Below are 18,801 nucleotides of genomic sequence, written 5' to 3' on the forward strand. Positions count from 1 at the left end.
TGTCCGTCTCCTTAGTTTTTCATTTTCCGTCTTAATACTTCAAGAAAACTAATATTACTTATCTTTATAATCTGGGTGTCTTTCACGGAACGTCGTATCGCAACTCTGTCTGCCGTACGCATCGGAACATTGGTATCTCCATCAAAGCTTACTACTGCCTTTGCCTCACAGCCCTGACTTCCCTCTCCGATTTCTACCGTAATCTCATCTTCTGCCGGAAAAATCACACTTCTGGTATTTAAGGTATGCGGTGCTACCGGTGTCATAATCAGGATGTTTGTTTCAGGAGATACAATCGGTCCTCCTGCTGACAGGCTGTATCCGGTCGAGCCAGTTGCAGTTGCTATAATGATTCCATCTGCGGTATAGCTGTTTAAGAATTCACCATTTACATAGTTATGAAATCTCGTTACGTGCAAAGGACCATCTCTACCAATCACGATATCATTTAATGCAACATCTTCTGCAATCAGTTCTTCTTTATGATAAACTTTTCCGTTTAACATCATTCGTTTCTCTATTGTATATTCATCTAACATCAGATGATTTAATGCTCCATCAATAGAAGAACGGTCAATTTCAGCAAGATATCCAAGCGTACCCATATTAATTCCCAAAAGCGGAATCTGACGATTTACCACATCTCTTGCAGCCTGCAAAAGTGTTCCATCTCCGCCAATCACAATAATACACTCCACATCCTTTGGGATTTTTTCCACATCCGTATAATGATTGCTTCTGGCTTTTTGTTCCGATGTTTCTTCTCTTAAAATGCAAGATTTTCCTTTGGAATTTAAATACGCTTCGACTTTTCTTGCCGTCTTTAATTCTTTATCTTTTTGTCTGTTTGCAATAATAAAAAATTTATCCATTATTTATCCAACTCCGCATGAGCCAGAGCAACGACATTCTGAATTGAAAGCTCCTGCTCTTTTACCGGATTTTCGGTATCTGTCTTTACAATGTGAAGCAGATACTCAATATTTCCTTCCGGTCCTTTTATCGGTGAAAATTCAAGGTGCTGAGGTGCAAATCCAATACTTTTTGCATACTCCATTACTTTCTCAATGACTTCTTGATGTACTTTCGCATCTCTGACTACGCCTTTTTTCCCAACTTTTTCTCTCCCTGCTTCAAACTGCGGTTTAATCAGGCATACCACTTCTCCACCTGATTTTAACAGATGATAAACCGGAAGCAGTACTTTTGTTAAAGAAATAAAAGAAACATCAATCGAAGAAAAATCCGCCGGCTCCTGCAAATCATCCGGTGTCACATATCGGATATTGGTTCTTTCCATACAGACAACCCGCTCGTCATTTCTTAATTTCCAGTCTAACTGACCATGTCCTACATCAATTGCATAAACTTTTACTGCTCCATTTTGAAGCATACAATCTGTAAAACCACCGGTAGAAGAACCTACATCCATGCAGATTTTATCCTGAAGGGTTACTCCGAAGTTATTCATCGCTTTTTCCAGTTTTAATCCACCACGACTTACATACTTTAAAGTATTGCCACGCACTTCAATGTTTGCTGTATCTGCAAACATCGAACCTGCCTTATCCTCTTTCTGATTCTCTACATAAACACAGCCTGACATAATGACTGCTTTCGCCTTTTCTCTTGATACTGCCAGTCCTCTTTTTACTAACAGTACATCCAGACGTTCTTTCATCTCTTCTCTGCCTCCTTGATTGCCCCATAAATAGAATCTGCATCGATTCCGGCTTTTGCTTTTAACAATTTTGGATTTCCATGTGTAATAAATGCATCCGGAAGAGCGATAATCTGCACTTTTACCTCTGGATGATATTCCTGCATATACTCGGAAACCGCCATTCCAAATCCACCATTTTTCACATTCTCTTCCATTGTCACAATTTTTTTATGCTTCAATGCAAGCCGGTCAAGGATTTTGGTATCCAGTGGTTTTATAAATCTTGCATTGACTAAAGTTGCATTGATTTTGTCTGCTTTTAATTTCTCCCTTACTTCTACTGCCGTCTCTACCATACTGCCTACTGACAACAATGCCGTTTCTTCGCCCTCAAAAATCAACTCACTCTTTCCATAAACCATAGGCTCACGATATTCTTCTAAACCATCATAAGCCTCTCCTCTTGGATAGCGAATTGCAATTGGACCTTGATAACGCACTGCAAATTTCAACATATCTGAAAGCTCCCATTTGTTCTTTGGTGCTAACACCGTCATATTCGGTATCATCGACAGATACGATAAATCAAAACATCCCTGATGGGTTTCTCCATCACTTCCTACAAGCCCTGCACGGTCTATTGCAAAAATCACATGCAGGTTCTGCAGACAAACATCTTCGATTATCTGATCCACTGCCCTTTGAAGAAATGAAGAATAAATTGCCACAACCGGTATCATGCCTCCAAGTGCCATTCCTGCTGCACAGGTTACCGCATGTTCCTCCGCAATTCCCACATCAAAAAAGCGCTGTGGAAAGCGGTTTCGAAACCGTTTTAAACCGGTACCGTCCGGCATTGCCGCTGTCAAAGCAACAAGATTTGGTATTCTGTCTGCCAACTTTAGCATAACTGTCGAAAAGATATCTGTATAATTTGCCTTTCCCCCGGTTTTTAATGGAATCCCATGCTCCAGATTAAATGCAGATGTTCCATGAAATCTTGCCGGGTGTTTTCTTGCCGGTTCATATCCTCGTCCTTTTTCGGTCTGAACATGCACCAGCACCGGTCCGTTTACTTTTTTTGCTTCCTGAAAAATCTGAATCATTCTTCCACAGTCATGTCCATTTACCGGTCCCAAATATTTAATTCCCATATCCTCAAAAAACATTCCTGGAATCATAAGCTGTTTAATACTGTCTTTTGTCTTATGAATTCTTTGTACCATGACCGGTCCGATTCCCGGTACTTTATTTAATGTCTTTTTGACTTCGCTCTTTAAATCCGTATAAGATTCTGCTGTTCTTAGATTACTTAAATAGCTTGAAATTCCGCCCACATTTTCCGATATCGACATCTTATTATCATTTAATACGATAACAAAATTTTTATTTAAGCTCGCTGCATTATTTAAAGCTTCGTAGGCCATTCCGCCGGTCAGCGCACCATCTCCGATTACCGATACCACATGATACTCTTCTCCACTTACTTTGCTTGCACAGACATAGCCGACTCCTGCTGAGATGGAAGTTGAACTGTGTCCGGTATCGTAAGCATCACAAGGGCTTTCCTCCCTTTTGGGAAATCCACTCAACCCTCCATATTGACGCAGATTTTTAAATCCATCCTTTCTTCCGGTCAGAATCTTATGTGTATAAGACTGATGACCGACATCCCAGATAATTTTGTCTTTTGGAAGTGAAAACACATAATGCAGTGCCATGGTAAGTTCAACCGCCCCAAGGTTAGAAGCCAGATGCCCTCCGGTCTTACTTAAGGACTCTAATAAAAAATCTCTGATTTCCTGTGCCAGCACAGGCATCTGTTCTAACGGTATTTTCTTTATATCGTTTTCTTTTTCAATTGTTTCTAACAGCATCTCTTTTGCACCTCTATTTTCTGCGGGTACAAAGTGAAAGAAGCAGTTCTCTTAAAAATTCCTGTTCACCCGGAAGTTCCATAAGCAGATTCAATGCCTCCTTGGTCAGCTCTTTCACATCTTCTCCCGCCTTTTTGATTCCTTCCAGAGTCACATAAGTTGTTTTATGGTTCTTTTCATCGCTTCCTACTGCTTTTCCCAGTTCCTCCATTGTACCTGTGACATCCAAAATATCATCTTGAATCTGAAAGGCAATTCCTATTTTTCCTGCAAGAGTTTCTATCTTCTGTATCTCTTCTTCTCTCGCTCCTGCAAGAGTTGCTCCGATTGTCATTGCACATTCAATTAATGCAGATGTTTTATTTTCATAAATATAATCCAGCATTTCCCTGTCCAGTTCCTGCTCTTTTTTGTCATTTTCTACATCTACGCTTTGTCCGCCAAGCATGCCGTCAATTCCGGTTTTCTTTCCAAGAATTGATAAGGCTTTTGCCACACGCTTCCATTCTTCCATATCTGACTCATCTAATAAGTCAAATGCACGAAATGCCGTCTCATAAGCATAATTTAAAAGTGCATCTCCTGCAAGAATTGCCGCTGGCTCTCCATAAACAGCATGGGTGGTTTTTCTTCCTCTTCGGTACTCATCATTGTCAAGTGCCGGAAGGTCATCATGAATCAGCGAATGGGTATGAATCATCTCCATTGCCGCCATAAAAGGCTCTATCACTTTCCCTGTTCCGCCAAACATACTGTAAACTTCTCTCATAAATACCGGTCGAAGTCTTTTTCCACCGGAAAGCATGCTGTAATTCATTGCCTCTGCCATATTTTTGGCAAAGCCCTCTTCTTTTGGCAGATAGCTTTTGATAATTTCTTCCGCTTCTCTGGTTCTTTGTTCTAATTCTTCTTTAAAATTCACTCAGCCCACCATCTTCATTCATCATTAACATTCTTTTTTCAACGGTATCTATCTTCTCACTACATTCTTTAAGCAGTTTCATGCCAGTCTGATAAATCAAAAATGACTCCTCAAGCGAAACATCTGCACGTTCCAACTGCTCCACAATTCCATCCAGTTCTTCAAAAGCTTCTTCAATCGTCTGTGTTTCTTTTTGTTTCAAATCCGGTGTCATCAAACACACCTCTTTCTACTTGTTTTATTCCGATACTCCTGGCTTCTATTGTTCCATCACTTACCTGAATCAGAAGCGTCTCACCTGATTTTACCTGTGAAATACTCGTCACCGCCTTATGCGCTTCATTTTCTACATAAGAAAATCCCTGATTTAATTTATCCAACGGAGACAGACCTTTCATCCGCTCAATATAAAGCCTCAATTCCTGTCTGGAAGTTAAAATCCTGGTTTTCATTGCAGATTCCAGCCGTATCTGAATACTTTCATAATGCTGTTTTTTCTCTTCTATCTGACTTTTTGGATTCAAGTAACTTAATTTATTTTCATACAGTTTTAAGCCTTGTCGCTTTTGAGCAATCTGCTGTTGCAGTTCACGGTTTAATTTTGCATGATACTCTTCCAATCTTCCCAATAAATCCTGTATCTCAAATACAGCAAGCTCAGCCGCCGCAGACGGAGTCGGTGCACGCAAATCGGCCGCATAATCTGCAATCGTCGTATCTGTTTCATGCCCAACCGCAGAAATAATCGGTGTTCGACATTCAAAAATTGCCCTTGCAACCTCTTCTTCATTAAACGCCCATAATTCTTCAATGCTTCCACCACCACGACCGACAATAATCGTATCTACGCCATAAGCATCGAGCATTTCAATTCCTTTTACAATACTTTCTTTTGCTCCGATTCCCTGTACCTGTGCCGGATAAAGAATCAGCTGAACATACGGATTTCGCCTTCCCGCAACATTTTGAATATCACGCACCGCTGCACCGGTTGCAGCAGTTACGATTCCAAGTTTCTGAATGTATTTTGGAATCGGCTGTTTATATTCCGGTGCAAACATTCCCATGTCTTCTAATTCTTCTTTTAACGCCAGATATTTTTCATATAATGCTCCGGCACCTTCTAACTTAATTTCTCTGGCATAAAGCTGATACGTTCCATCCCGCTCATATACTTCCACTTTGCCTTTGACTACCACGTTGTCTCCATTTTTCATGGAAAAAGCAAGACCCTTTCTCGCACCGGCAAACATGACACAGGATATCGTTCCCGCAGCATCTTTCAGCGAAAAATAAATGTGCCCCGAAGTATGATATTTGCAATTTGAAACTTCTCCCTTTACAGAGATTTTATTCAACAGAAAATCCTGCGTAAACATATTTTGAATATAACGGTTAATCTGTCCAACCGAATAGGTCCGATTCATATTCCTTTTACTGCTCCTTGGCAATCTTTCCTAAAATACCATTTACGAAAGAAGAAGATTCGTCTCCTCCGAATTTTTTACTTAATTCAACTGCCTCATTGATTGCAACTTTAAACGGTACATCTTCATCGTATTTCATTTCATAAACAGCAAGTCTTAAGATATTTAAGTCTACTTTGCTCATACGGTTTACTTTCCATCCGGAAGATACCTTGTTTAATAACTCATCAATTTCTTCTACGTGTTCTAATACTTTTTCATATTTTCCACGCATATATTCTTCTTCCTGTGGAGAAAGTTCTTCTAATGTTTCAAAATACAGACTGCTCTGTTCCGGCATTTCTTCTACTGTATTGAATTCTCCCATAAACAATAACTTAAATATATGTTCTCTCATTTCTCTTCTTTTCATCTTATCCTCCATTTATAAAAAAAGGTGTCCTTTTGCGAGACACCTTTTCATTTTTACTCTATCTGTGTTTCATTTTTCAAAGAACTATTTTGTCTTTTCTTTTTCCATCTCTACACTTGCAATACGCACGTTTACATCAGAGACTACAAGACCTGTCATATTTTCGATTGCTGCTTTTACTTTTTCCTGTACGGTTTTACTTGTCTCTAAAATATTGTATCCATACTCGATATTTAAAGCCAAATCCACGCAGACAATGTTTTCTAAAATATCTACCTTTACCCCTTTTGAAAGGTTTTTCATTCCCAGTTTTCCAACCAGTTCATTTGTGATATTTCCTGCCATAGAACCGACACCTTCTACTTCTGTTGCTGCCAGTCCCGCAATAATAGCAACCACTTCATCGGCAATCTGAACCTCGCCCAATGAGCCATTATCATGTATCTTATAGATATTTCTATCTTCCGCCATAACCAAACCTCCTATTTTTTAAAAGGATAATCTCCTACCTGACATTATATCAAAATATAATTGTGGTGTCAAAACTTCTATAGAAAATATAAAAAAGAATCTCCGCCTCCTGTCTTTTAAACAGAAAACGGAGTCCTTCTTAGTTTCTGCTGAACTCAGCCAGTCTTAATCCTTCATTTCTATCTAAGGTCATGCCAACACTCCAGCTGTTTACAAACAATAACAGAGGATTGCCTTTCATATCCATAACCTTCTTCATGTCAGAAGTTCCGGTCAGTTTCTTAACGTCTACTTCATCTTTATTTTCAATCCAGCGAATGTGTTCATAAGGCAGTGTCTCAAGACGGATATCCACATTGTATTCATTTTCCAGACGGTATTTTAAGACATCAAACTGAAGCACACCGACAACTCCGACAATAATTTCTTCCATTCCGCCCATGATTTCCTGGAAAATCTGAATCGCACCTTCCTGTGCGATCTGGTTGATCCCTTTTACAAACTGCTTTCTCTTCATGCTGTCAAGCAGACGTACTCTTGCAAAGTGTTCCGGTGCGAACGTTGGGATTCCTTCATACTGGAATTTTTTTCCCGGTGCACATACCGTATCACCGATTGAAAAGATACCTGGGTCAAATACACCGATAATATCTCCGGCATACGCTTCTTCCACCACATGACGGTCCTGCGCCATCATCTGCTGTGGCTGGGAGAGACGCATTTTTTTCTCGCCCTGTACGTGATACACCTCTTTGGATGCCTCAAATTTACCGGAACAGATTCTCATAAATGCAACTCGGTCACGGTGGTTCTTATTCATATTTGCCTGAATTTTAAATACAAAGGCAGAGAAATCTTCTTTCATCGGGTCAATCTCTCCGATATCTGCCTTTCTTGGAAGCGGGGAAGAAGTCATTTTTAAGAAATGTTTCAAAAATGTCTCCACACCAAAGTTTGTAAGCGCAGAACCGAAAAATACCGGTGAAAGCTTTCCTTCGTTGACTAAGTCCTGGTCAAATTCCGCACTTGCGCCATCGAGCAGTTCAATTTCTTCTAATAACTGCTCTTTCTGTTCTGCATCCACTACATCATCCAAGTGTGCTTCATCAATTCCGATTTCTTCTTCGATTCCCTCTTTTGTTCCCTTCATGGTATCTGAGAATGTCAGCACTTTTTCTGTATTTCTATCATAAACACCACGGAATTTTTTACCGGAACCAATTGGCCAGTTAATCGGACAGGTTGGAATTCCAAGCTCTTTTTCGATATCATCCAGTAAATCAAAGGTATCATTTGCATCTCTGTCCATTTTGTTAATAAACGTAAAAATTGGAATATGGCGCATCGCACAAACTTTAAACAGTTTTCTGGTCTGAGCCTCCACTCCTTTTGAAGCATCAATGACCATAACTGCAGAATCTGCTGCCATTAAAGTACGATATGTGTCCTCCGAGAAATCCTGATGTCCAGGAGTATCCAATATGTTAATGCAATAACCGTCATAATTAAACTGAAGTACGGAAGATGTAACGGAAATACCTCTTTCTTTTTCAATTTCCATCCAGTCTGAAACCGCATGACGAGCTGTTGCCTTTCCTTTTACACTTCCTGCAAGGTTGATTGCTCCTCCGTAAAGAAGAAATTTCTCAGTCAGAGTTGTCTTACCTGCATCCGGATGGGAAATAATTGCAAAAGTTCTTCTTTTTGTAATTTCTTTTGTATAGTCAGCCACTGAAATGACCTCCTTCTCTTTTTTTATCTCAAATTAAAATTTTCATAAGTAAACACTTAGCATATTTTAGTATACCGTACAAACAGTGTCAAGGATTTTAAAAAGATTTATTCGCCATCCGAGCTTTCCGCTTCAAGCGGAGTAATCACAATATTCTCTATCGGAACCGATGTTTTCCGTTTTACAATATCTTCAATCTGAGCCCGCTTGTCATCTGCCATATACTCCTGCGGTACAATAATGTCAGCCGATTCATTGGTCAGATTCACCACTACATTTGCAAATCCCTTTGCTTCCAGTAAAAGTTCTGCGGCTTCTTCCTGTTCTGCAAGGTCTGTCATTTCTACCATTGAAGCAATTGCCTCCTGTTTTTTATCCTCTCCTATATTTTCGTTGTTGATAATTCCCATCAGTGTTTCTTTATTGGCAGAACGTACCTGCTCCCGATTCAGTTTTGCCTGTGCAGCAAAAGTGGATGCGCCTGTTAATACTGCTTCTCCAGGTGTCTCGGCAGATGCACTCGCTTCTCCTGCCTGATTGTCCCCTGCTGCCTGATTTTCTTCTAACAGGGCACTTTCATCTGTCAAATCATAATCCAGACTGTCAATCTCTTCCACAATTCCATCTGTTCCTGCGGTTTCCTGCGCCTCCGTATCTGAAGTATCCGAAACAGCACCTGTTTTCTGTAGTACCTTATCCATTCCCAGATGTGTGTCTGAGTAATTAATGTAGCCGGCAACCGCAATCATAATTGCCAAAGCAGTAATAATCACCTGATTTTTCTTAAAAATCTTTTTCACCCACGCTTCTCCTTTAATTCATTTTCATTACTTTTATTCTATGGGCTTCCACCTGAAATAATGCCTGCACTGCCTCCTGAATATTCTGTACCACTACCGGATTATCTGCTCCCTTTGCAAGAATCAAAACTCCGCTGATTTTCGGATACTTCTGCATTTTTACATAAGGAGTCTGATTTCCTGTTGCATCTTTTTGAAACACCGTCTGGTTTTCATCCTTTTCTACTACATTTTCCCAACTGTTTTCAAAAGTTAAAAATACTTTCGTCTCTCCTGCCCCCTCCGATTCATTGAGCATGTTTTGAAGCCTTGCCTGAATCTGCTCCTGCCATGCCCCTTCTTTTAAATCTTCACTTTTCTCTTCTATCGCTGTATTTGTCTCATTTATCGTCTCTTTTTTCACCGGAATTGCAAGTATCAGACACAAAATTCCAACTAACAGAGCAACCGCCAGATATTCTTTTTTTAATTTGTCCGGAAATCCTCTCATGGCTTGTCCACCTCTTCTTCCCGTTCCTGCCAATAGCGGTTTTCTGCATCATAAGCCTTCTGCTCCCATTCCTTTTGACTCTCTGTCTCTTCTTGAAGCTCCATATCCGGCATCTCAAACATGGTTTCCTCTGCTCCTAAAAGCTTCCCTCCTGTTACAATCAAAACCCAGATAAATAAAAGTCCCATGTAAAACTGAATGTATTTTTTATAACTTCCCTCTGGCAGAAAATGCAGAAGTGCAGACTGAAAGATAAAATAACAGGCAACACTCTGCATCCATAGACAAACTCTCTCTGGCATCGACTCCCCTCCCATATTGACTTGCCTGATTTTTATCCTATTTTCCGATAAATGAAATACTTAGAATTGCAATCGTGATAAAAATCAAAAGTTCCATACAAAGCAGTACCTTTAAAAATAAAACATAGCCATTACCAATTGTGCTAAGTGCTCCTGTCATCCGCTTGTCCGATACCGGCTGTACTACCGCTGCCAAAAGTTTATATAAAAATGCAAGCAGCGCCAGACGAATCACCGGCCGGATTCCAATACAGACTAAAATAATAATTCCCACTACACCGATTCCATTTCGGATAATCACGGCTGTCCCAAGGGCAACTTCTGTCACTCCATTAATGGCATTTCCGATTCCGGGAATCGAAGCTGCTGTCTTTCCAATGATGTCCCGCTTTAGAGAATCCATTGCCGGTCCAATCATATTTTGAATCAACTGCATGCCAAGCACCACCGCCATACAGCTTTTTAAACTCCATTCAATCAAAGTCTGCAACAGCTCTGCCATTTTGGATAAGAAATCTTCGCTATGAAGATAATTGACCAGTTCTACAAGTGCCAAAACATAAATGGCCGGAACAATGCCTTTTAAAAAGACAACCTGAATCACATAAATTAAAAACAGCACTGCTTCATAAAAAATCATTGCCGTCGCACTTCCTGAGGAAGCCGTAACCGCAAGAAAATAAGACGGCATTAAAGCTTTTAAAAATAAAATAAAATTTTCCAGAAGTTCTTTTAACTCCACTCCCATACTTCCAAACGATTTTATCAATAATGCAAGCAAAAGCATGTAAGTAATATAAAAGCTGGTTTCTCCGGTTTTTCCATCTCCAAATACTGCTGTAAAATTAGAAAACACAGCTGCAAGAAGTACCAAAAGTACAACTTGAAACATTGCCTTTTGTTCTCTTTGAAGCTGTGCTTTTACTATATTTTTAAACCACTTACTCATTGTCTCTTTTTGAAACAAAGACTCTCCTTTTAAAATCTGATTTAAGATTTCTTCTATGGAAAAGCTGTCCTCTTTTAAAATCTGATTGACTGCATCCTGCATTTGCCCAAGTTCCATATCTTCCATCAGCTTCTGTCTCGTTTCTTCTTCCTGTTGTTCTCTCTGTTTTTGTCCTGCCTTTACAAAAGTTGCTCCAAATTCCAGACAGATCAAAAAAACTGCCAGTATGAATCGAATTTTTCTTCTTTTCATAATAAAAAATTATGAATGGTCTCAACCAGTGCCAATAACACCGGTAAAGATAATACCATAAGATAAAGTTTCACAAATAACTCAATCTGTCCTGCAATTGCTGCATATCCGGCATCTTTACAGATACTTGATGAAAACTGTCCAATATAGGTTGCTCCTGTCATTTTAAGCAGAACAAGCACATACTTTTCATCTACCGGAAGAAATTCCTGTATTTTTTTGATACTCTCAAACAGATAGGATAATTTTTCCACTGCATATCCTAAAATACAGATTCCAACGGCAAAGCTCAGATAAACAGAATACTCCGGCTTACTTTCTTTTAAAAAGAGTGCCAAAAGAACTCCCGTAATTCCAATCATCACAATTTTAACAACTTCCATCCTGCCCCCTACAAAGAAAACAAATCTTCAATCGTCTGAAAGAGTTCGTAAATATAAGGAAGCACCCAGAACAGTACGACTAAAAGCCCTGCAAGACTGGTGAGAAAAGCAAGTTCTTCTCTCTGGCTGTGTTTTAAAATCTGACAAAGTACCGAAACAAGAATTCCGACTGCTCCAATTTTAAATAAAATCGTAACTTCCAAGTACTTCCCTCCCCTGCAATTTCAGCTTTTTTTCGATTTTTTACTGCCAGAGCAAAATCAAAAGAAAGATTCCCCCCATGACCCCCAGACTTTGATATAATTTTCTTTTTTGTGGAATTTCTTTTTGCAGATATTCAATTTTTTGTTCGAGTTCTTTTAAATAAAGCTTCATTGCATTTTTCTGCATTTCCACATCCAGATATCCAAGCGATTCTCCAAAACGGGCAAATTCCTCTTTATCTTCTTTTGTAAGTGCTGTACCTTTTAACTGCTCTTTTATTTCTGTCTCAAACAAATCAGAAAAACGGACTCCATCAAAGGCATCTGCCCTTCCTGCTGTCTGTCTTAAAAAAGAATCAAACGGTACTTTTACTTTTCCGGCACTGCTTCTTAAGGCTTCCGGAAGTGCTGCGTTCTTATAAAGAATCTCTCCTTGAATCAACAGCACAATCCGTTGTAATTCCTGAAGCTGTTCGATTCTTTTTGTAAACTGCCTGCTTTTTTGTACACCCAGCAAAGAGGACGCACTTAATATCAGACATGCACCTGCCACTCTTAACATAAAATTCCCTTTTTTCGGTTTTGGTCATACAGACACGTTCCTCTTTCATCAAAAATTGCCTTGACCTGTCCTGCCCTGTCCTTATTTTGCAAAATAATATAGCGTTCAAACACTTTTTCCTGCATGAGTCTCTGCATCAGCGGTTTTCGCTTCATATCATCAATGGAACTACCATGAACGGTTGCAAATAACTTACAGCCACAGTGAATGACTGACTCAATCGCATGAATGTCTTCATAATCGCCAAGCTCATCCACTGCAACCACTTCCGGAGACATCGAACGAATCAGCATCATCATGCCCTCCGCTTTTGGACAACAGTCCAAAATATCCGTACGGATTCCCAAATCATTTTGCGGAATTCCCTGATAAGAGCCTGCAATCTCAGAACGTTCATCCACCACTCCCACCGTTTTCCCCTCAAGATAACGATTCCCGTCACTGACCTGGCGGATTAAATCCCGAAGCAGCGTTGTTTTTCCGCACATCGGCGGAGAAATAATCAAGGTATGACACACATTATTTTTTTTCATAATATAAGGGAGAATTGGGGTCGCACACCCCTTTATCTGATGTGATAATCTCAGATTGATATAAGATATGTATTTTAGACTTTTTATTTTATCCCCATCTAAGACGGTTTTTCCGGCTATTCCGACCCGATGCCCGCCTTGAATTGTAATAAATCCCTTTCGGATTTCCTCTTCAAATGCATACATGGAATAATTACTGACATATTCCATTGTTTCCCGCAAATCTTCTGCCTCAATCATGCAGACATTCTGCATATTTTTGGTCAGCCTTCCATCTTTCGCAACAAAGTATTCTTTCCCACCGTAGATTACAATCATCGGAGCATTAACCCGAAGCCTGATTTCATAAAGCTCTTCCAAATCAAATCCGGTCTTTTCGAGTATTTCCCGTATTTTAGCAGGAAAGAGATATGTAATTCCCTTTTCTTTCATCTTTTTCACCTCTTAAAATAATATATGAGGACAATCTTTATTTAATACAGGAATTTCTTTCTTGCCGCTTTCCTTTATCTTTTTTTATTCTGATTCTTTTATGCACTCAATTTCACACGCAGACTGTGCTGTTACACAGACCCAGTAATCCTCGATTGAAAAACTTTCCTGCCATGCATTTTTTTCTAAAGTGTCAAGTTCTCTCGTAATTCCCTGACCACTCCACTTTACATAGCTTTCCTTTTGGCTCCAGAGACTGCAAAAGAAAGATTCTTTTTCCTCTGACTGTTCAAGCTGTAACAGCTCCTGTTTCGTTAAGATCCGTCTTAAAAGCCTTGGACTGTAAGATTGTATTTTTTGGATATCAATTCCGATTTCACAAGTTGCCACTGCACAGACTGCATAGTCTCCGGAATGGCTGATATTAAAAAAAGGAAAGCGGGTTTTGTCTTTAAAATACGGTTTTCCATGTGCTCCGATTTCAATAGACTGTTCTAGTTCTTCCAGATTTTGAATGGTTTGGATGTTTCTTTTCTTTATTGCATTTAACAACAGTAGTCTTCCGGCTGTTCGTTCCCGCTTTTGTTTTGAACTTTCTTCTTTTACCAGATTTTCTATTTTTCCATAGTAAATCCATATCTGATTTGTCATTTTTTCTTATCCTTCTCTTCTTTTAATACCAGACCGCTTTCCGTTAAAAATCTGGAGACTTCCAATTCTTTGTCATGTCGATTCTTTGCATATAAAATCCATAAAAATTTCCGTGCCCTTGTAATTCCCACATAAAACAGACGTCGTTCTTCTTCTATACTGCTCTCTGTCACTGCCTTATGATAGGGAAGGGAACCCTCGTTAACATCCATTAAAAAGACTGCATCAAACTCAAGTCCTTTGATACTGTGCAGAGTAGATATCGTAATTCCTTTTTTCTCTGAAACCTGTTTTTTTGCCTGTTCTTTTAACTGCTGTGTATACTCTTCTATATGGACAAACCATTCCGAAAATGACTTAAAGTTTTTTGCACTTGAAGCCAGTTCTTCCATCACTTCAAACAATTCTTCTGACTTAATTTTCCGATACCCTGCGTACTCTTTTAAGTATTCTTCATAGCCGATTCCATAACGGATATAATTAATCGCGCCATAGGGTGTCATACGTTTTAATGTATTCAAATCTTCTTCGAGTTTATCAATCCGGTCACACATCCAGTCTTTTTCCTCATAGAACCAACGCAGTCCCTCAAAAGAAACCTGTGCCTCATCCAAAGCGTCCCTTGAAAAATAGCGGTTGGGACGATTCATAATCCGTAAAAACTCTCTTCGGCTTCTCTCACCCATTGCAATATGGATATAAGAAATCACATCCTGCGCAATCCAGTGTTCATAAAGATTTGGAAGCGTATCCCGCATACAAAATGGAATCTGGTACCGCATCAGGGTTTCCACAAGAAAACGTGCTCCGGAATTGGTGCGGTACAAAACTGCCATCTCTTCATAAGGAATTCCCTTTTTTAACAGCTCCTTCACCTGACTTTTCACATATAGTTCTTCCTGTTTTCCATCTTCAAATACCTGTATTGTTACAGGTTTTCCACCCATTTTATCTGCAAACAATTCTTTCTTATAACGTCTTAAGTTTTTTGAAATCACTTTCTGTGAGAGTTCTACAATAGTAGAAGCAGAACGGTAATTGCAGGCTAAGAGTTCTGTTTTTGCATCTGGATAATCCTCTGGAAAATGCAGCATAATCTCCGGTTTTGCGCCTCGAAAGGCATAAATCGACTGGTCATCATCTCCTACGATAAATAAATTATCTTCCGGCTTTGCAAGCAGTTTTACCACATCATACTGCAGTTGATTAATATCTTGAAATTCATCTACTAAAATATAGGAAAAACGCTTCTGCCAGCCTCTTAAAATATCATTTCGGTTTGTCAAAAGTTCATAAGTATATAATAAAATATCATCAAAATCAAGCAGTTTTGAAGCTTTGCATCGCTTCACATAAGCCTGATAAATCGCACGGAATGTATCATCCGGACAATTGGCTGAATAATAATGTTCGAGTGGAATCCGTCCGTTTTTTACCATGGAAATTTCCTGTACCAGTCCCTGAAAAAATTCTTTTTCATCTTCTATCGTAAGCTTCTGGCGATATACAATTTCTTTTAAGATATCATATTTACGCTCTTCACTTAAAATATTCTGCGCATTTAAGTGATAAGCATATTTTAAAATAGTGTAATAAACACCATGGAACGTACCAAAGGTAACCTGTTCATAAGGCGCATTCACATTTTTTTCTTTACACAGGCGTAAAAAACGCTCCTTCATCTCTCTGGCAGCAGCCTTTGTAAAGGTCACCACCAGAATAGAAGAAGGAGTCACTTTTTTTTCTTGTATTAAATTCACCACTCGTTTTGTAATCGTCGTTGTTTTCCCTGAACCAGGACCGGCAAGAAGCATCATCGGTCCTTTATCATGGGAAATCGCACGGTTTTGTGCTGAATTTTCTTTCATTTACTTTTCTCCAGTTCAAATTGTTTCAACCCACAGTCGGTAATTTCACAGCGTCTGACATGTCAGCAAAACGCTGACTGTGGTTTACCTCATGTCAGTGGGGGATACCGATTTCTCTCCGCCCATCACTGCCGTTAACCTTTCTGTTTGCAATTTCTCTCACCACCTATAGAGGTGGGAGAATCCTTGCTATATTTGTTGAATTAAGAAAGTTTTTCTACTGCTGCTTTTAAACGTATAATGGATTCGTCTTTTCCAAGTACTTCAAGGATTTCTGTTGCACCGGCAGGTGTCATCTGTTTTCCTGAAAGTGCGGTACGAATCGGCCATAAAATCTGTCCGTTTTTGTATCCGTTTTCTTTTGCAAATCCACACAATAATTCGTATAATGCATCGTTTGTGTAATCTTCGTGTGCTTCTAATACCGGAATGATTTTATTTAATACTTCTAAAGAAATTTCCGGATTTGTTTTCATTTTCTTATGAGTATACATTGCAACATCGTATTCCGGAACTGCTTCAAAGAAGTCAATTAAATCCGGAATGTCCGGGAATACTTCGATTCTGGTTTTTACCATCTGTGCAATTTTCTTTAAGTCTAAGTCTTTTTTAATTACACTCTGAATGTATGGAAGTGCCATTTCATAGAATTTATCAAAATCCATTGCTTTAATGTATTCGCCATTCATCCATTTTAATTTTGTCATGTCAAACACAGCCGGAGATTTGCTCATGTGATGGTAATCAAATTCTTTTACCAGTTCTTCAAGGCTGAAAATCTCACGATTGTCCTGTGGACACCATCCAAGCAGTGCAACGTAGTTTACGATTGCTTCTGTTAAGAATCCCTGCTCTAATAAATCTTCATAAGAAGAATGTCCGGAACGTTTGCTTAATTTTTTATGTTCTTCGTTTGTGATTAACGGACAGTGTACATAAGTCGGGATTTCCCATCCAAATGCTTCATAAATACGATTGTATTTCGGTGAAGAAGAAAGATATTCATTTCCTCTTACTACATGTGTGATGTTCATCAGATGGTCATCGATTACGTTTGCAAAGTTGTAAGTCGGATATCCATCGGATTTAATCAGAATTAAATCATCTAATTCATCATTCTGTACGGTGATATCTCCATAAATATCATCATGGAAGGTTGTTGTACCTTCTGTCGGCATGTTAAAACGAATAACATGCGGTTCTCCTGCTGCCAGTTTTGCTTCAACTTCTTCTTTGCTTAAATGCAGGCAGTGTTTATCATAAACAGAGATTTCTTTTCCATCTTCTCCAACGTTGGATTTTAAAGATTCCAGACGTTCTTTGGTACAGAAACAGTAATAAGCATCTCCCTGCTCAATTAACTGTTTTGCATATTTTAAATAAATTCCCTGTGCATTTCTTTCACTCTGAACATAAGGACCATATCCGCCATCTTTATCCGGACCTTCATCATGAACCAGACCTGTTTTTGCCAGTGTACGGTAAATAATATCCAGTGCTCCGTCTACGAAACGTTCCTGGTCGGTATCTTCAATACGAAGCATAAAACTTCCGTTTTCATGTTTTGCAATTAAATAAGCATATAATGCAGTTCTTAAATTTCCGACATGCATTCTTCCTGTCGGGCTTGGTGCGAATCTTGTTCTTACTGTACTCATTTTCTATCTCCTTAAAAATCGTCTTTTTCAGACTTTTTTCTCGACTCCATCGATACGACTAAAATTATACCTTATGAATTTTGACTTTTCAAGTGCTAACTATTCTTGAAATACCTGATAAACAAAAAAGAATCCTGATTTCAGGACTCTTTTTGTTATCGGTTTATCGAAACTCTTCCATAATCTCTGCTACTGTTTCTATCTTATCTGCACGATATGCATTTTCTCCGCAAAACAGCAGACCTTCATCTACTCTGCCCTCTGCTGCATTAACCAGCGCTTCTGTAATGCAGTATGGAATCGTCTTTTTATCGCAGGTCACAATACACTGATAGCAGTGTTTGATTTTGCATTTTTCTGTTTTTACTTTTTCCAGAAATGGATTTAAAATCGCACGTCCCGGCATCCCAACCGGACTTTGTACAATCTTTATATCTTCTTTTTTTGCCTTGATGTAGCTTTGCTTGTAGGCTTCGTCGGCATCACATTCTTTCGTTGTCACAAATCTTGTTCCCATCTGAACTCCATCTGCGCCAAGTTTCATAACGTGTTCCATATCTTTTCGCTCATAAATTCCGCCGGCAACTACTACTGGAATCTTTTTTGAGAATTTTTCACTATACTCTTTTACTTTTTCAATAATCGAGACAATCACGTCATCGTAAGCCTCATCTGTAACAGTTTCTAATTCTTCTCTTGAAAATCCAAGATGTCCGCCTGCTTTTGGTCCTTCAATCACAACCAAATCCGGTGCTGTCTGATATTTTCGCTCCCACATCCTGCAGATAACCGTCAAAGATTTCAAAGAAGAGACAATCGGTGCAATCTTTGTTTTGCTTCCCTCTACATATTTGGGAAGGTCAATCGGCAGTCCGGCTCCGGAAATAACAATGTCAATTCCGGCTTTTACGGCTGATTTTACATACTCTTCATAACGCTGTGTTGCCACCATGATATTCACTCCGAGCACTCCGCCTTTTGCCAGTTCTCTTGCCTTTTTAATTTCTTTTTCAATTGCACGGAAATTTGCCTCAAATGGTTTTTCATAAAAATCCGGTTCTCTCCAGCCTATCTGAGCGGTTGAAATCACACCAAGCCCGCCACAGGCAGAGACATTTCCTGCAAGTCCTGAAAGACTGATTCCAACGCCCATTCCGCCCTGCACAACCGGAATTTTTACTTCCAAATCCCCTATTTTTAATGATTTGCTCATA

The 18,801-nt window shown here is 39.2% G+C and carries 21 protein-coding genes; all 21 read right to left on the reverse strand.

Annotation, left to right across the window (positions count from 1 at the left end; all coding sequences use genetic code 11):
• Nucleotides 1-11 precede the first annotated feature (11 nt).
• The 21 genes from ACYQ2D_RS04400 to ACYQ2D_RS04500 all read right to left on the reverse strand — a co-directional run bounded on the left by ACYQ2D_RS04400 (nucleotide 12) and on the right by ACYQ2D_RS04500 (nucleotide 18,800).
• On the reverse strand, nucleotides 12-872 hold the full coding sequence (locus tag ACYQ2D_RS04400) for an NAD(+)/NADH kinase (RefSeq protein ID WP_117457514.1): 861 nt from the start codon (nucleotides 870-872) through the stop codon (nucleotides 12-14).
• Complete coding sequence (locus ACYQ2D_RS04405) at nucleotides 872-1,681, reverse strand: TlyA family RNA methyltransferase (RefSeq protein ID WP_022304434.1); 810 nt, start codon at nucleotides 1,679-1,681, stop codon at nucleotides 872-874. The genes ACYQ2D_RS04400 and ACYQ2D_RS04405 overlap by 1 nt, the downstream gene beginning before the upstream one ends.
• On the reverse strand, nucleotides 1,678-3,540 hold the full coding sequence (gene dxs / locus ACYQ2D_RS04410) for a 1-deoxy-D-xylulose-5-phosphate synthase (RefSeq protein ID WP_117457513.1): 1,863 nt from the start codon (nucleotides 3,538-3,540) through the stop codon (nucleotides 1,678-1,680). Before dxs ends, ACYQ2D_RS04405 begins: the two co-directional genes overlap by 4 nt.
• 13 nt (nucleotides 3,541-3,553) lie before the next feature.
• Nucleotides 3,554-4,462 (reverse strand): polyprenyl synthetase family protein, encoded by a 909-nt coding sequence (locus ACYQ2D_RS04415; protein ID WP_022304436.1) that lies wholly within the window; start codon nucleotides 4,460-4,462, stop codon nucleotides 3,554-3,556.
• The gene (gene xseB, locus ACYQ2D_RS04420) at nucleotides 4,452-4,676 is read right to left on the reverse strand and encodes an exodeoxyribonuclease VII small subunit (RefSeq protein ID WP_187558134.1); all 225 of its coding nucleotides are present in this window, start codon (nucleotides 4,674-4,676) and stop codon (nucleotides 4,452-4,454) included. The genes ACYQ2D_RS04415 and xseB overlap by 11 nt, the downstream gene beginning before the upstream one ends.
• A complete protein-coding gene (xseA, locus tag ACYQ2D_RS04425; RefSeq protein ID WP_117457511.1) occupies nucleotides 4,636-5,889 on the reverse strand; it encodes an exodeoxyribonuclease VII large subunit in 1,254 nt (417 codons plus the stop codon). The genes xseB and xseA overlap by 41 nt, the downstream gene beginning before the upstream one ends.
• A gap of 7 nt (nucleotides 5,890-5,896) precedes the next feature.
• Nucleotides 5,897-6,301 (reverse strand): transcription antitermination factor NusB, encoded by a 405-nt coding sequence (gene nusB, locus ACYQ2D_RS04430; RefSeq protein ID WP_022304439.1) that lies wholly within the window; start codon nucleotides 6,299-6,301, stop codon nucleotides 5,897-5,899.
• 84 nt (nucleotides 6,302-6,385) lie between these two features.
• Complete coding sequence (locus tag ACYQ2D_RS04435; RefSeq protein ID WP_022304440.1) at nucleotides 6,386-6,772, reverse strand: Asp23/Gls24 family envelope stress response protein; 387 nt, start codon at nucleotides 6,770-6,772, stop codon at nucleotides 6,386-6,388.
• Between the two features lie 139 nt (nucleotides 6,773-6,911).
• The gene (locus tag ACYQ2D_RS04440; RefSeq protein WP_022304441.1) at nucleotides 6,912-8,504 is read right to left on the reverse strand and encodes a peptide chain release factor 3; all 1,593 of its coding nucleotides are present in this window, start codon (nucleotides 8,502-8,504) and stop codon (nucleotides 6,912-6,914) included.
• Between the two features lie 107 nt (nucleotides 8,505-8,611).
• On the reverse strand, nucleotides 8,612-9,304 hold the full coding sequence (locus ACYQ2D_RS04445) for a SpoIIIAH-like family protein (protein ID WP_187558135.1): 693 nt from the start codon (nucleotides 9,302-9,304) through the stop codon (nucleotides 8,612-8,614).
• Between the two features lie 13 nt (nucleotides 9,305-9,317).
• Nucleotides 9,318-9,794: a stage III sporulation protein AG gene (locus tag ACYQ2D_RS04450; RefSeq protein WP_022304444.1), complete on the reverse strand. Its 477-nt coding sequence runs from the start codon at nucleotides 9,792-9,794 to the stop codon at nucleotides 9,318-9,320.
• The gene (locus ACYQ2D_RS04455; RefSeq protein ID WP_187558136.1) at nucleotides 9,791-10,096 is read right to left on the reverse strand and encodes a stage III sporulation protein AF; all 306 of its coding nucleotides are present in this window, start codon (nucleotides 10,094-10,096) and stop codon (nucleotides 9,791-9,793) included. Before ACYQ2D_RS04455 ends, ACYQ2D_RS04450 begins: the two co-directional genes overlap by 4 nt.
• 37 nt (nucleotides 10,097-10,133) lie before the next feature.
• Nucleotides 10,134-11,297, reverse strand: a complete 1,164-nt coding sequence (locus ACYQ2D_RS04460; protein ID WP_459784747.1) for a stage III sporulation protein AE — start codon at nucleotides 11,295-11,297, stop codon at nucleotides 10,134-10,136.
• A complete protein-coding gene (locus ACYQ2D_RS04465) occupies nucleotides 11,294-11,680 on the reverse strand; it encodes a SpoIIIAC/SpoIIIAD family protein (protein WP_022304447.1) in 387 nt (128 codons plus the stop codon). Before ACYQ2D_RS04465 ends, ACYQ2D_RS04460 begins: the two co-directional genes overlap by 4 nt.
• Before the next feature lie 8 nt (nucleotides 11,681-11,688).
• Complete coding sequence (spoIIIAC, locus tag ACYQ2D_RS04470) at nucleotides 11,689-11,883, reverse strand: stage III sporulation protein AC (RefSeq protein ID WP_022304448.1); 195 nt, start codon at nucleotides 11,881-11,883, stop codon at nucleotides 11,689-11,691.
• A gap of 40 nt (nucleotides 11,884-11,923) precedes the next feature.
• The gene (locus ACYQ2D_RS04475; protein ID WP_117457507.1) at nucleotides 11,924-12,445 is read right to left on the reverse strand and encodes a stage III sporulation protein AB; all 522 of its coding nucleotides are present in this window, start codon (nucleotides 12,443-12,445) and stop codon (nucleotides 11,924-11,926) included.
• Nucleotides 12,439-13,410: a stage III sporulation protein AA gene (spoIIIAA, locus tag ACYQ2D_RS04480; protein ID WP_459784748.1), complete on the reverse strand. Its 972-nt coding sequence runs from the start codon at nucleotides 13,408-13,410 to the stop codon at nucleotides 12,439-12,441. The genes ACYQ2D_RS04475 and spoIIIAA overlap by 7 nt, the downstream gene beginning before the upstream one ends.
• An 84-nt stretch (nucleotides 13,411-13,494) precedes the next feature.
• The gene (locus ACYQ2D_RS04485) at nucleotides 13,495-14,061 is read right to left on the reverse strand and encodes a 4'-phosphopantetheinyl transferase family protein (RefSeq protein ID WP_459784749.1); all 567 of its coding nucleotides are present in this window, start codon (nucleotides 14,059-14,061) and stop codon (nucleotides 13,495-13,497) included.
• On the reverse strand, nucleotides 14,058-15,929 hold the full coding sequence (locus ACYQ2D_RS04490; protein ID WP_459784750.1) for an ATP-dependent helicase: 1,872 nt from the start codon (nucleotides 15,927-15,929) through the stop codon (nucleotides 14,058-14,060). Before ACYQ2D_RS04490 ends, ACYQ2D_RS04485 begins: the two co-directional genes overlap by 4 nt.
• 203 nt (nucleotides 15,930-16,132) lie before the next feature.
• Nucleotides 16,133-17,587, reverse strand: a complete 1,455-nt coding sequence (gene gltX / locus ACYQ2D_RS04495) for a glutamate--tRNA ligase (RefSeq protein WP_022304451.1) — start codon at nucleotides 17,585-17,587, stop codon at nucleotides 16,133-16,135.
• Nucleotides 17,588-17,750: 163 nt separating this feature from the next.
• On the reverse strand, nucleotides 17,751-18,800 hold the full coding sequence (locus ACYQ2D_RS04500; RefSeq protein WP_117457503.1) for an NAD(P)H-dependent flavin oxidoreductase: 1,050 nt from the start codon (nucleotides 18,798-18,800) through the stop codon (nucleotides 17,751-17,753).
• Between the last annotated feature and the right edge of the window lies 1 nt (nucleotide 18,801).

The organism is Blautia stercoris, from assembly GCF_054657695.1.

Excerpts from the sequence above, each read along its gene's own strand:
- ACYQ2D_RS04400 (WP_117457514.1), bottom strand. The coding sequence starts at position 872 with ATGGATAAATTTTTTATTATTGCAAACAGACAAAAAGATAAAGAATTA.
- ACYQ2D_RS04405 (WP_022304434.1), bottom strand. The coding sequence starts at position 1,681 with ATGAAAGAACGTCTGGATGTACTGTTAGTAAAAAGAGGACTGGCAGTA.
- dxs (WP_117457513.1), bottom strand. The coding sequence starts at position 3,540 with ATGCTGTTAGAAACAATTGAAAAAGAAAACGATATAAAGAAAATACCG.
- xseB (WP_187558134.1), bottom strand. The coding sequence starts at position 4,676 with ATGACACCGGATTTGAAACAAAAAGAAACACAGACGATTGAAGAAGCT.
- xseA (WP_117457511.1), bottom strand. The coding sequence starts at position 5,889 with ATGAATCGGACCTATTCGGTTGGACAGATTAACCGTTATATTCAAAAT.
- nusB (WP_022304439.1), bottom strand. The coding sequence starts at position 6,301 with ATGAAAAGAAGAGAAATGAGAGAACATATATTTAAGTTATTGTTTATG.
- ACYQ2D_RS04435 (WP_022304440.1), bottom strand. The coding sequence starts at position 6,772 with ATGGCGGAAGATAGAAATATCTATAAGATACATGATAATGGCTCATTG.
- ACYQ2D_RS04450 (WP_022304444.1), bottom strand. The coding sequence starts at position 9,794 with ATGAGAGGATTTCCGGACAAATTAAAAAAAGAATATCTGGCGGTTGCT.
- ACYQ2D_RS04455 (WP_187558136.1), bottom strand. The coding sequence starts at position 10,096 with ATGCCAGAGAGAGTTTGTCTATGGATGCAGAGTGTTGCCTGTTATTTT.
- ACYQ2D_RS04460 (WP_459784747.1), bottom strand. The coding sequence starts at position 11,297 with ATGAAAAGAAGAAAAATTCGATTCATACTGGCAGTTTTTTTGATCTGT.
- ACYQ2D_RS04465 (WP_022304447.1), bottom strand. The coding sequence starts at position 11,680 with ATGGAAGTTGTTAAAATTGTGATGATTGGAATTACGGGAGTTCTTTTG.
- ACYQ2D_RS04475 (WP_117457507.1), bottom strand. The coding sequence starts at position 12,445 with ATGTTAAGAGTGGCAGGTGCATGTCTGATATTAAGTGCGTCCTCTTTG.
- spoIIIAA (WP_459784748.1), bottom strand. The coding sequence starts at position 13,410 with ATGAAAGAAAAGGGAATTACATATCTCTTTCCTGCTAAAATACGGGAA.
- ACYQ2D_RS04485 (WP_459784749.1), bottom strand. The coding sequence starts at position 14,061 with ATGACAAATCAGATATGGATTTACTATGGAAAAATAGAAAATCTGGTA.
- ACYQ2D_RS04490 (WP_459784750.1), bottom strand. The coding sequence starts at position 15,929 with ATGAAAGAAAATTCAGCACAAAACCGTGCGATTTCCCATGATAAAGGA.
- gltX (WP_022304451.1), bottom strand. The coding sequence starts at position 17,587 with ATGAGTACAGTAAGAACAAGATTCGCACCAAGCCCGACAGGAAGAATG.
- ACYQ2D_RS04500 (WP_117457503.1), bottom strand. The coding sequence starts at position 18,800 with ATGAGCAAATCATTAAAAATAGGGGATTTGGAAGTAAAAATTCCGGTT.